At 41.6% G+C, this 11,488-nt stretch carries 11 protein-coding genes and 1 pseudogene; 2 read left to right on the top strand and 10 right to left on the bottom strand.

Translation table 11 applies throughout. The features are described from left to right. Positions 1–108: 108 nt before the first annotated feature. Positions 109–1,031 (bottom strand): annotated as a pseudogene (gene msrA, locus FJU10_RS09960) (peptide-methionine (S)-S-oxide reductase MsrA). Positions 1,032–1,346: 315 nt separating this feature from the next. Beyond that, a complete protein-coding gene (locus FJU10_RS09950) occupies positions 1,347–1,892 on the bottom strand; it encodes a cysteine hydrolase family protein (RefSeq protein ID WP_189372289.1) in 546 nt (181 codons plus the stop codon). 120 nt (positions 1,893–2,012) lie between these two features. Between FJU10_RS09950 and FJU10_RS09945 the strand changes: the two genes are divergently transcribed. Then, positions 2,013–2,420: an Lrp/AsnC family transcriptional regulator gene (locus FJU10_RS09945; RefSeq protein ID WP_411268837.1), complete on the top strand. Its 408-nt coding sequence runs from the start codon at positions 2,013–2,015 to the stop codon at positions 2,418–2,420. Between the two features lie 229 nt (positions 2,421–2,649). On the opposite strand, the gene FJU10_RS09940 is transcribed toward FJU10_RS09945, so the two are convergent. The 4 genes from FJU10_RS09940 to rlmH all read right to left on the bottom strand — a co-directional run bounded on the left by FJU10_RS09940 (position 2,650) and on the right by rlmH (position 6,675). Further along, complete coding sequence (locus FJU10_RS09940) at positions 2,650–4,170, bottom strand: C40 family peptidase (protein ID WP_223273013.1); 1,521 nt, start codon at positions 4,168–4,170, stop codon at positions 2,650–2,652. Between the two features lie 406 nt (positions 4,171–4,576). Then, positions 4,577–5,350, bottom strand: a complete 774-nt coding sequence (map, locus tag FJU10_RS09935; RefSeq protein WP_140965807.1) for a type I methionyl aminopeptidase — start codon at positions 5,348–5,350, stop codon at positions 4,577–4,579. Positions 5,351–5,392: 42 nt separating this feature from the next. Further along, positions 5,393–6,130, bottom strand: coding sequence for a tRNA pseudouridine(38-40) synthase TruA (gene truA, locus FJU10_RS09930; protein WP_140965806.1), 738 nt, complete (start codon positions 6,128–6,130; stop codon positions 5,393–5,395). Positions 6,131–6,195: 65 nt separating this feature from the next. Further along, positions 6,196–6,675 carry a 23S rRNA (pseudouridine(1915)-N(3))-methyltransferase RlmH gene (gene rlmH / locus FJU10_RS09925; protein WP_008379108.1) on the bottom strand — a complete coding sequence of 160 codons (480 nt, stop codon included), beginning with the start codon at positions 6,673–6,675 and terminating at the stop codon, positions 6,196–6,198. A 373-nt stretch (positions 6,676–7,048) separates the two neighbouring features. On the opposite strand from rlmH, the gene FJU10_RS09920 reads away from it, so the two are divergent. Further along, positions 7,049–8,353: a S1C family serine protease gene (locus FJU10_RS09920; protein ID WP_140965805.1), complete on the top strand. Its 1,305-nt coding sequence runs from the start codon at positions 7,049–7,051 to the stop codon at positions 8,351–8,353. 76 nt (positions 8,354–8,429) lie between these two features. On the opposite strand, the gene ytpR is transcribed toward FJU10_RS09920, so the two are convergent. The 4 genes from ytpR to pepA all read right to left on the bottom strand — a co-directional run bounded on the left by ytpR (position 8,430) and on the right by pepA (position 11,321). Next, the gene (gene ytpR / locus FJU10_RS09915; RefSeq protein WP_140965804.1) at positions 8,430–9,044 is read right to left on the bottom strand and encodes a YtpR family tRNA-binding protein; all 615 of its coding nucleotides are present in this window, start codon (positions 9,042–9,044) and stop codon (positions 8,430–8,432) included. A 273-nt stretch (positions 9,045–9,317) separates the two neighbouring features. Further along, positions 9,318–9,779: a universal stress protein gene (locus FJU10_RS09910; RefSeq protein ID WP_140965803.1), complete on the bottom strand. Its 462-nt coding sequence runs from the start codon at positions 9,777–9,779 to the stop codon at positions 9,318–9,320. 12 nt (positions 9,780–9,791) lie between these two features. Then, on the bottom strand, positions 9,792–10,112 hold the full coding sequence (locus FJU10_RS09905) for a thioredoxin family protein (RefSeq protein ID WP_026008043.1): 321 nt from the start codon (positions 10,110–10,112) through the stop codon (positions 9,792–9,794). 132 nt (positions 10,113–10,244) lie between these two features. After that, positions 10,245–11,321 carry a glutamyl aminopeptidase gene (pepA, locus tag FJU10_RS09900; RefSeq protein WP_034878843.1) on the bottom strand — a complete coding sequence of 359 codons (1,077 nt, stop codon included), beginning with the start codon at positions 11,319–11,321 and terminating at the stop codon, positions 10,245–10,247. Between the last annotated feature and the right edge of the window lie 167 nt (positions 11,322–11,488).

Below are 11,488 nucleotides of genomic sequence, written 5' to 3'. Positions count from 1 at the left end.
ATCCAATTGGCTAAACGCGCAGAAAAAAGCGCGGCCTGTGGAGAAAAGAGCCTTCATTTGATCCTCTGGCCTTTTCTCGGAGCCCCGCTTTTTTGATGTATCTTCTGCCTATGATCGTTTTTTCCCTCGGTTTGTCCAGCGTTTCAGTTTATAAAAAAGCATCAGTTGCTTGCGCGCTCGCTTGATCCGCTGGTAGCGCTTGGGCTGCTTCTTGTAAAATGCTTGATGGTAGTTTTCCGCTGGCCAAAACTGCGTGGCCTTGCGGATCTCGGTCACGATGGGTTGCTGATAATAACCAGATTGTGCTAGTTCCTTTTTGGCTCGTTGCGCAAGCACTTCCTGCTCAGCAGTCGTATAGAAAATGATTGGGCGATAAAAATTGCCGCGATCTTGAAATTGTCCGAAAGCATCTGTCGGGTCTGTCACTTGCCAATATAACTGCAACAAGTCCTGATAGGTGATGATTTTGGGATCAAAAATGATCTCTACTGCTTCGACATGCCCTGTTGTTCCACTTAGTACTTGATCATACGTCGGATTCGGGACTGTTCCCCCGGTATACCCCGACAAGACGGAAAGAATACCCGGCTGGTCTTCAAAAGGCTCTACCATACACCAAAAGCAGCCGCCAGCAAAAATAGCCACTTCTTGTGCTTTTCCACCTGTTTCGGTTGGCTCCACGGAAACTTCTGCTGGTTGGGCTTTGCTTGTTTCTTCATTCCTTGCCTTTTTCGGTGCCGACTGGCTGATTGTTTGATAAAACTCTGCGACATTCGGGGTCAGATTGTTTCTCAGTGCCAAAGGACGCAACGACGCTTCTAGTTTTTCCAAAACCCGTCTGGTCTGTTGGTCTTCAAGGCTATTTGACGATTCTTTTTCGTGTTTGCCTGCTTTTTGTTTGGTCGCCAGCTGAGTTTCCAGTGTATTTTTGCTTGCACCAGTTGTTCTCGTTCCCACTGTCTCGTGCCAGGATGCAAGATCAAATTATAGATTTCTGACAGCCATGCCATCGTTGTTTGCTTCATCACCATTGCCCCTTTGCCTCATGAAGGAGCGGCTCTCGCTCCTTGTTTGGTTGCACTGTACCATAGTTTCGCCGATTCGCCCAATTTGATGCCCAAAAAACGTTCGAGAGAAGTCCTCGAACGTTTTTGGCTTTTGTATGGGTTGGTTCTTATTCATCCTCTGAGGGATCAGCTCAGTATCATTGGTGGGTACGCAACTGGGCATTCATTTTTTTTAGAAACATTGAAGCGGAATGAGATAGGATCGCCAATTTCAAAGAGTGATCAAGAACCACTCAATGCAAATGAACCTTTGCCTTTTTTGGTAAATACGCAATTTTTCTACAATCCGTTTAAATAGTCATCGGTTTTCATCACCGTAGAGAAAGTTTCCAACGCCGATAAAAACGCTCGTTGAACAGCTTCCGCAGGAATTTCGTGTGCTTCAAATGTTAATGCTTTCGTTGCCGTGGCATCAGAAATCAGTATGGGCTGATAACCGAGTTCTTTGCTAGCTCTTGTGGTTGAATCGATGCACATATGCGTCATCATCCCAGTGATGATAACTTGTTGGACACCTAAAGAGTCTAACGTTTCTTTTAAATTTGTTTCAATGAAGGAGTTAGGAAAGTGCTTTTCGACAATAATAGAAGAATGCGTTGTTTTTAACTGTTCATGCAGCAGTACGCCTTTGGTCCCTCGTTCAAAAAAATCAGCTGCTTCTTGATCGTTGATGTGTTGGATATAGATGATCGGGAGTTGCTTTTCGATAAAAGTCGCTTCTAGTTTATTTATGTTTGCAAGCGCCTGTTCAGGGGAATGAAGGGCCATTCTTCCTTCTTTAAAATAGTCATTTTGGACATCAATAATTACTAAAGCTTTTTTCATAGAATCACCATTTCTTTTCTTATTTGTTATAATCCAGTATAAATACATATGACCGTACAACAAAGCGTCTCTTGAAAAAGATAAAGTCAATTTACTTTCATTATGAAAGGAGGAACCCTTATGGACATCATCGATGAACAAATCCTAGCTATCCTGAAACAAAACAGCAAATTATCGAACAAAGAAATCGGCGAAATGGTCCACCTGACAGGACAAGCCGTGGGCAATCGGATCTTGAAATTGCAAGATGAGGGAATCATTCAGCGATTTAGTATTGTAGTAAACTACCCAAGTACGCAATACATCCGGTTTTTTATGGATTCAAATCGCTATACAGCTTTTGAAGCCTTCGTGAATCAATACAAAGAAATTGAGGTCTTTCATAAAGTTTCAGGTCAAGCTTGTTATCTCTTGGTCAGTCATTTTACAGATGTAACCTTCCCTTTATTTATAGAGAGTCTCTCAAACTGGGGCAGGTATAGTGTAGAAACCTTTGTTGCTGACAAACTCAATCATGGGGATGCTTGATTTTAACCGCTTGCTGAAGGGTTGTTGAATAAAGCTTTCACTGAAGCGGTAAGAGGGATAAGAAAAAGGGGCAAAACGATTTGAATTTTTTCCTTTTAAATGAATTGTTCGAAATTCATTGTCCTAATCATATTAATTAAACTTGAGAAAGCAAAAAGCGAATCAAGTGTGGATTCGCTTTTTGCTTTCATCTAAGATAGTAAAAAATATTGATAATTTTTGCGAGAACTTATTTAACACTTGTACCTTGAGTGTTAACATATCCAATCCATGTATTTGTATTATCATATAAGGAATAGAAGGTCTTTCCATTTCCTAATGTATATTTTACTTTAGCAGTGTAACTATTACCATACAACTGACCTGCTTCGAATTTTTTACTAGTCCAATATAAATTGTTCCACATAGGATAGTTTTTGCTAGTAATCTGTACTTCTATGTTAATATTTTCAGTTCTTAAATCTTCAGTAGCATCAGAATTAATATAACCTATCCAAGTGTCGCCTTGATATATAGAATAAAATATCTTTCCATTTGACAGAGTATATTTATATTTTGCTTTATAGACCAAACCACTCGAATAATTTTCTGTACTTCCTAATTTACTCGTCCAATATAGGTTTCCCCAAATCGGATAATTCTTCGTCGCACTGACAAATTTATCAATATTTTCAGCCTTTAAATCAATAACCGCTTCAGCATTGATATAACCGAACCATTGATCACCACGATAGAGAGAATAAAACTTTTTACCATTTGTCAAAGTATAACTAACAGATGCATAGTACACTGGATTATCGGCGAAATCAGCAGTATCACCTAGTTTACTAGTCCAATAGAGATTTCCCCATCTTGGATAATTTTTAGTTGCCATAATATTTTTATTCTCGCTTGTAGCGGTTAATTCTTCAACTGCTACAGTATTAATAAATCCTACAAAGGAATCTCCACGATATAGTTCATAAAACGTTCTACCATCACTAAAAGAGATTTGATTTTTCGCATAATAAACTAAACCATCTTGAAAATTAGAAGTATTTCCATTTTGAGAAGTAAATTCCAAGTTGTTCCATAGTGGATAATTACTGACCGCCATAACCGTTTTTCCATAAGACACTGTTTGGTATTCTGATAGATCCATCCGGATGGCAAATGATGGATAGAAACTGTCCCAGATTGGAGATAATTCAACCGTTCTTCCAAAAGTTGGAGCATGAATATACTGATTATTTCCAATATAAATGGCAGTATGACTCGTTTTCCCTCTACTTCCCCAAAAAAGTAAGTCACCTGGTTTAGCCTCAGAGATAGGAATTTGCTTTCCAGCATACTCTTGCTCCCACGTCAATTTTCCGACATCTTTTCCTGTAACTTGATTAAAAACATAATAAACTAAGCCAGAACAATCAAATTTGTCAGGTCCCAATCTATCAGGATTTGTTTGAGTATATGGTTTACCTATATGTTTTTTTGCTTCTGCTACAATTTGCTCTCTTTGACTCAGATTACCGCCTGATAATGAACGAGATACGACCTCTCTTGTTAGTTGATTATTTTGAGAATTAATTTCATTGATGAATTCTACATATTCTTCATATGTCATAACTGAACTACGATTATCCTTTGAATAGTCTTCAAAAGTCACCTGCCCATCGTCAAACTCATCTGCTTGTACAGATTGGAATGTGAAATTATGAACAAAAAAACAACCAATTCCTAATAATAAAATACCCCATACACGTTTTTTCACTTTATCTCTCCTTTATATTTTTATCTTAAAAGTATATCACGGTTTTTTCAGTAAATAAAGGCTGTAAAGAGATAAATATAGATGAATAAAAACTTCTAAATTTAACGATTCTGATTTTTCCGAGAATTTTTTTCGTTCTCTCAAAACTATGACGATATTTTAAAAAGTAAATAACAAAAAAATAATTCGGTACTGACTCTTCTTATATCCAGCTTTTATATCTTTTAATGTTTACTCCAAAAAGCTTCTACTGGAAGTAGTTTGATTGTTTCATAATCATTTCCTAAAAAGACCTACTTTTCTTCCTATTTGAATGTGCTATACCCTAGCTTCGCAACCTCGACAAGTAAATGCAAAAAATCGTTCGTGTAGAAACACTCGAACGATTTTCGTATTTTCTTCTATTCTATCGGCCTTGTGTTGACGTTTCTTCCTTTTGCAACGTCATGATGACTGGACCTTCTTTGGTGATGGCGATCGAATGTTCATATTGGGCACAATAGCTGCCGTCAATCGTGCGTTCTGTCCAGCCGTTCGGGTCCATCTTCATGCGCCAAGTACCGGTCGTGATCATCGGTTCGATGGTGATCGTCATGCCCTCTTTCAACCGAATTCCTTTGCCAGGCAAGCCGAAGTGAGGAAAGAATGGTTCTTCATGAATGGTTGGGCCAATGCCGTGAGCAATAAAGTCCCGCACGACACCATACCCTTTTTCTTCAGCGAAGCTTTGGATCGCATAACCAATATCGCCGACCCGGTTGCCAACTTGTGCTTGCTCGATACCTTTCATTAAGGCTTCTTTCGTTACTTCCATCAGTGCTTGATGTTCTGGTGAAATCTCTCCTACCGCATACGTCCAACAGCTGTCAGAGATTGCCCCTTTGTAATCGACACAAAAATCGACTTTGACGACATCGCCTGATTTTAAAACATATTCTGAAGGGAAACCATGACAAATCTCTTCATTGACACTGATACACGTCGCAAATTCATAGCCTTCAAACCCGATTTGCGCTGCTGTTGCCCCTGCAGCTTCTATCTGTTGATGGACAAAGGCGTTGATTTGGTTCGTAGTGATACCGGGAACGATTTTTTCCCGTAGCTGTTCGTGAATACTTGCCAAGATACGACCAGAAGTTTTCATTTGTTCGATCTCTCGTGGGGATTTTAATGTGATCAATAGATGATCTCCTTTCCTTAAATAGCCATTACCCTGTTTCTTTTAATAATACACCTCATCTAGAAATAAGCCATGAGAAGGCACTGTTTCACCAGCTGCTTGTCGTACTTTATCGGCTAACACTTGATCGATCACTTCTGGTGGCAGTGTGCCATCGCCAATGGCAATCAGTGTGCCTGTCAAGATTCGGACCATTTTATGCAAAAAGCCGTTGCCTTTGAAGGTAAACCGCAATAGGTCGCCTTCTGGTGTGATGGTGATTTCATCGATCGTGCGCACCGTTGATTTTTTTGATTTTTTCAATGCAGAAAAGCCGATAAAATCATGGGTGCCGATCAACTTCTCAGCCGCTTGCTGCATTTTTTTCAAATCAAGGGGCTGCGGGCAATGAAAACTAGTATTGCGAGCAAAGACTGATGGGATCGCGTTGTTCCAAACATAATATCTGTATTGCTTGCCTTTGGCATGATAGCGTGAATGGAAGCGTTCAGGGACTTCTTCAATCTTGTTGACGACGATGTCTTGCGGCAAATAGCGGTTAAAGAACTGCTGCATCTCTGGCAAACTCATTTGATGGGCCGTTTTGAAATTCGCCACTTGTCCTCGAGCATGCGTGCCCGCATCGGTTCTGCCAGAACCCACAACCTCAATTTCTTCTCCCGTCAATAATTTGATGACTCCTTCAACTTTTTCTTGGATCGTTTTTTCAGAATCTCCTAGTCGTTGCCACCCTAAGTAGCGTTTGCCGTCATATTCAATCGTTAATTTGATGTTTCGCATGGTTGTTGCTCCTTTTTACCGGTAGTACCGGTGGATAATTTTTTCTATTCTATTGCTTGAGATATTTACTTATGATAAGGTGCCCCCGTATTGATTCGATACGCGCGATAAATCTGCTCCAATAAGATCAGTTTCATGAGTTGGTGCGGGTAGGTCATTTTGCCAAAGGAGATTTTGGCATCACTGCGAGTCATGACTTCTTGGCTTAAGCCTAGGGAACCGCCGATGACGAAGGTCAGTTGGCTTTTTCCTTGGATGCCGAGTTGATCGATTTGTTTGGCGAAGGCTTCGCTGGTGGGATTGGTGCCTTCGATTGCTAAGGCAAAGACATATTCGGTGTCTTTGATTTTGGCTAAAATGCGCTGGCCTTCTTTTTCTTTGATTTGCAGCATTTGAGCTTCACTCAAGGTTTCTGGTGCTTTTTCATCTGGTACTTCGACAAACTCAAGCTTTGCGTATGCCCCCAATCGTTTGGCGTACTCGTTGATTCCTTGAACGAGGTACTTTTCTTTTAGTTTTCCTACTGTGACGATTTTGATTTTCATAGGTTCCTCCTCGTTATCCCCTTATTTTATGAAAATGTGGATAATGCTATCCACAACCTTTTACACACTTTGACTTTCTTTGAAATTCTTCTATCTTATCTATAAAACTGTGACACTTCAACGATTTCTTCATCCACCCAACCAACCCCATCAAGATTGTCCACACACTGTGGATAAAAAAACCTTTGATTCTCCCCAGATTTCTCTGCTATTTTTATTCAAAAATGAACGGGTTTTGCGAAGAAAATTTCATCGTTTGAAACAGATTCTTACGCAACTTCTTCATATTTTTTTCAAAATCTCTTAGTAGACTAATCTCAGATAGAAGGAATATACTGATTATAACGAATTATTCATTAAGGGGGAAATAGTAATGGCAAGAAAATATGTCACACCAGGTAAGAAAACTTCTCCTGGTTTATTAAAACGATTAGGTATTGGGATTTTAGGCGGTATGGTCGGCGGTTTATTGACCTTCGGCGGTCTGTATTTGGCAATGGGTTCATCTTTGACTTCAACATCAGAAACTACGACCAACAGCGGGGTCCAAGATTCTAACGGACAAACACAGGTATCCAATGTAAAACTAGACGTGACTAGCGATGTCACGAAAGCAGTTGAAAAAGTACAAGATTCTGTCGTTTCCATCATTAATCTACAACAAAGTCAAAGCAACGATTGGAACAGCCTCTTTGGTCAGCAAGGTGGACAAAGTGAAGGCGATAGCCAAAGCGAAGACGACAGCGCCTTAGAAGCTTCTTCTGAAGGTAGTGGTGTCATCTACAAAATTGATGGCGACGATGCCTATGTCGTAACCAACAACCACGTAGTTGAAGGTCAAGATGGTTTGGAAGTTGTCTTAGCAGATGGTACAAAAGTCAAAGCTGAATTGGTAGGTACCGATTCTTACACAGACTTAGCCGTCTTAAAAATCTCTTCTGAAAAAGTTACAACTGCCGCAACATTTGGCGATTCAAGTGCCTTGAAAGTCGGCGAACCAGCAATCGCGATCGGTTCTCCTCTAGGCTCTGACTATGCAAACTCTGTGACACAAGGGATCGTGTCTTCCTTGAATCGTCAAGTAACAAGCCAAAACGAGTCTGGTGGTACGATCAGTATCAATGCGATCCAAACGGATGCTGCGATCAACCCAGGGAACTCAGGTGGTCCACTGATCAACGTTGATGGTCAAGTGATTGGGATCAACTCAAGTAAAATCGCCAGCACCTCTGGTTCTGCTTCAGGCGTTAGTGTCGAAGGAATGGGCTTTGCGATCCCAAGTAACGATGTCGTTGAAATCATCAATCAACTAGAAGCAGACGGCAAAGTGGTCCGCCCTGCACTAGGGATCCAAACGATCGATTTAGGTTCCATCACATCACAACAACAAGAACAAATCTTGAAAGTTCCTTCATCCGTAACTTCAGGCGTTGTGATCTACTCAGTCAACAATGCAACTCCAGCAGAACAAGCAGGATTGCAACAATATGACGTTATCACGAAGATCGATGATACAGAAGTCAGCACCACAACTGATCTGCAATCTGCGTTGTACAAACACAAAGTCGGTGACACAATCACTGTAACCTTCTATCGTGGCGATGAAGAAAAAACAGCAGAAGTAAAACTTTCCGTTGATACATCGATCAACGAACAATCAACAGACAGCAGCAACTAAGCAGCCAATCACCAAAACCAATCGAAACAATCAAAAAATGAACTGCCGCAAAAACAGGAAGCGGCAGTTCATTTTTTTAGGCTTTACCGACCGGAAAAGCTTCACCTACAACGGCATCTTGAGGCAGCTCAAGGATGCCTTTTTTCATTGGTGCACCTTCTAAATGTAGTTCTTTAGCAGAGCAGATCATTCCGAAGCTTTCTACGCCACGAAGCGTCCCCGGCCAAATCATCAAGCCATCCGGCATCATTGCGCCAGGTTTAGCGACAACGACTTTCAAGCCTTTACGGATATTGGCAGCGCCACAGACGATTTGCAAGACTTCCCCATCTCCAACTTCTGTTTCCGTGATAGACAGATGGTCGCTGTCTGGATGTTCTACACAAGATTTCACATAGCCAACGACGATTTTTGGTTCTGTGTCTGCAGGCAGTTCTTCGCTGAATCCTGCTTCTTTGATTATGGTGTTCAATTGTTGGATTTGTTCTTTCGTCAACGTCACTTGACCACGGCCTTCGATCGTCATCACTTCTGAGATCGCAAAAAAGTTCCAGCCGACGATCGTGCCTTCTTCATTTTTGATTTGAGCAACATTGCCTTTGCGTTCGACGGTTTGTTCTAATCCTTTATCATCTGCTGTGATGGCAAGCAGTGTATCACTGACATATTCTTTGTTATAAGCAAAAATCACGTTTTTTCCTCCTTAGGTACTTACACATTCCGCCCATAATCTTATCAAATTTTTCGGCATCCGTCATGGAATTTCTTTGTTTTCCTTGAAATTCTAGTTATTTTCAAAGACAAAAAAGCCTGAAAACCAGCTACTGCTCATTTGCTAAAGACAATGCTTCACTAGCGAGCAAAATCGTTGATTCTCAGGAACTTCCTTTTGTCACTTGTTACTACCATGCGAACTAAGGAAAAGAACACGGCAGCGACAAGCTTATTTTTTTCAAAAATGACCTTACGCTTTGGTTTCTTCAGGAGATACGATCAGCACGTCGCACCGGGCTTCACGGATAACGAAGCTGGCGACACTCCCCATCATGAAGCGTTCCACGGCGTTCAGCCCGGATTGCCCCACCATGATCAAATCGATGTCGTATTTATCTGGTAATTGAGTGGCAAGAGCGTCTTTGATGGAACCGTAAGCGACGATGCCTTCTACTAGATCAAAATCTACTGATTTTGCGTAGGCTTTACAGTCGTCGATCAGATTTTTCGCCGTATCTTTTTCTTGTTCCAAGATGGAACTATCCAAAGGTGCATAGCCCATCATGGTCGGCACTTGCTGATCGATGATCGTTGCGGCATAGACCTTCCCTTGATTTCGACGAGCGACTTCCACTGCTTTTTTGAAGGCAGACATCGCTTGATCTGAACCGTCGATCCCTACTAAAATGTTTTGATATCTTTGTGCTTCCATCTTTTTCCCCTCCTATGCTGATTGTACGCTGGTTAAAAAGGCTTCGATCTCTTCTTTGGTTTTGCGATCCTTGTTGACTAACCGCCCCAGCTCCTTGCCGTCTTCGATAACGACGAGGCTAGGAATACCAAAAATGTTCCATTCAACCGCTACATCCATGTATTCATCACGGTCGACTTCGATAAATTGAAGATCTGGAAAGTCCGCTTCGATTTCAGGCAATTGCGGTTTGATGTAGCGGCAATCCCCACACCAATCGGCGGTGAAAAAGAAGACATTTTTGCCTTTCTCCACATATGTTGCTAACTCTGCTAAATCTTTTGGAATAATCAAATTCTCACCACTTTCTTTTCTTTCAGTATACACCTTTCTTTCAGGGACTACCAACTGACATGCTGATCTTAGAACCCCTGCAGAAAAAAAGAGACAACGGGTTGCTGTCTCTTTGCTTTCGTTCGTTCTCGCTTATTGTCCTGCCAAAATCGTATCAACGGTTGAACGATCCAAACCTTTCAAGACTTGAATCACCATTTCCCGTGCCGCTTCATAATCAGCGATACTGAATAGGGTTTGGTGGGTATGGATGTATCGTCCAGGAACACCGATAACTGAACTTGGGATCCCTTCATTTGCCATGTGTGCCGCACCAGCGTCGGTACCACCTTTTGAAACAAAGTATTGGTAAGGAATGTTGTTGCTTTCTGCTGTATCCAACAAGAATTCTTTCATCCGTGGCAACATGATCATGCCTGGATCATAGATTCGCATCAAAGTCCCTGCTCCTAGATGACCAAAGGTGCCATTTTTCGTGACTGTGTCATCTGCTGGCGAGCAATCGACCGCAAAGAACAAGTCTGGCTTGAATTTCGTCACAGACGGACGAGAACCCCGTAAGCCGACTTCTTCTTGAACGTTGGCACCAGCAATCAGCGTATGGCCTAACGTTTCCTCTTTCAAGGCTTCAAGTGCTTCTAATACGACTGCACAGCCGTAACGGTTGTCCCAAGCTTTCGAGATGATGTTTTTCCCATTGGCTGTTTTGATGGTTTCCACTTGTGGGACGATCGTATCGCCAGGACGTACACCAAAGCTTTCTGCTTCTTCTTTTGATTCAAACCCAGCATCAAACAAAATATCTGTCACTTCGACATTTTTTTGACCGCTGCTTCCTCGCAACAAATGTGGCGGTACTGAAGAAGAAACGCATGGGTAATCGCCCTTCGCTGTTTTCAATGTAAACCGTTGAGCAGATACCACATAAGGGTTCCATCCACCTAAAGGAGTGACTTTGAATAAGCCGCGATCGGTGATCGTCGTCAATAAGAAACCAACTTCGTCCATGTGAGCAGCTAACATCACTCGTGGTGCATCTGCTTCTTGGTGGTGACGCAAACCGAAGATGCCGCCTAAGCCATCTTGTTGGATTTCATCTACCAATGGAGTCATCGCTTCACGCATATACGCGCGCACGTCGTGTTCAAACCCGCTGGTTCCTTGTAACTCCGTTAGTTCTTTGATACGTTGAAATGTTTTTTCTTCCATGATCATTCGAGAAACACGTATCGGTTATTTGCTGCCCTAAAGAAACAAAGCTGCTTTTTTTGAAAAAGCAACGCTTGCTGTTGCTGTGTTTTCCAGCGATTTTTGGGTGAAACAACGGATGTGCTCTCTTCCTCCTTATTCCTACTGATATTCTTTATTATAGCGCA

It is taken from the genome of Enterococcus sp. OL5, assembly GCF_006491895.1.
Taxonomy (GTDB): domain Bacteria; phylum Bacillota; class Bacilli; order Lactobacillales; family Enterococcaceae; genus Enterococcus_D; species Enterococcus_D innesii.
The sequence above is the reverse complement of the archived record's forward strand: the minus strand, read 5'-3'. Positions and strand labels throughout refer to the sequence as shown.

Excerpts from the sequence above, each read along its gene's own strand:
- FJU10_RS09920 (WP_140965805.1), top strand. The coding sequence starts at position 7,049 with ATGGCAAGAAAATATGTCACACCAGGTAAGAAAACTTCTCCTGGTTTA.
- FJU10_RS09945 (WP_411268837.1), top strand. The coding sequence starts at position 2,013 with ATGGACATCATCGATGAACAAATCCTAGCTATCCTGAAACAAAACAGC.
- pepA (WP_034878843.1), bottom strand. The coding sequence starts at position 11,321 with ATGGAAGAAAAAACATTTCAACGTATCAAAGAACTAACGGAGTTACAA.
- rlmH (WP_008379108.1), bottom strand. The coding sequence starts at position 6,675 with ATGAAAATCAAAATCGTCACAGTAGGAAAACTAAAAGAAAAGTACCTC.
- truA (WP_140965806.1), bottom strand. The coding sequence starts at position 6,130 with ATGCGAAACATCAAATTAACGATTGAATATGACGGCAAACGCTACTTA.
- FJU10_RS09910 (WP_140965803.1), bottom strand. The coding sequence starts at position 9,779 with ATGGAAGCACAAAGATATCAAAACATTTTAGTAGGGATCGACGGTTCA.
- FJU10_RS09950 (WP_189372289.1), bottom strand. The coding sequence starts at position 1,892 with ATGAAAAAAGCTTTAGTAATTATTGATGTCCAAAATGACTATTTTAAA.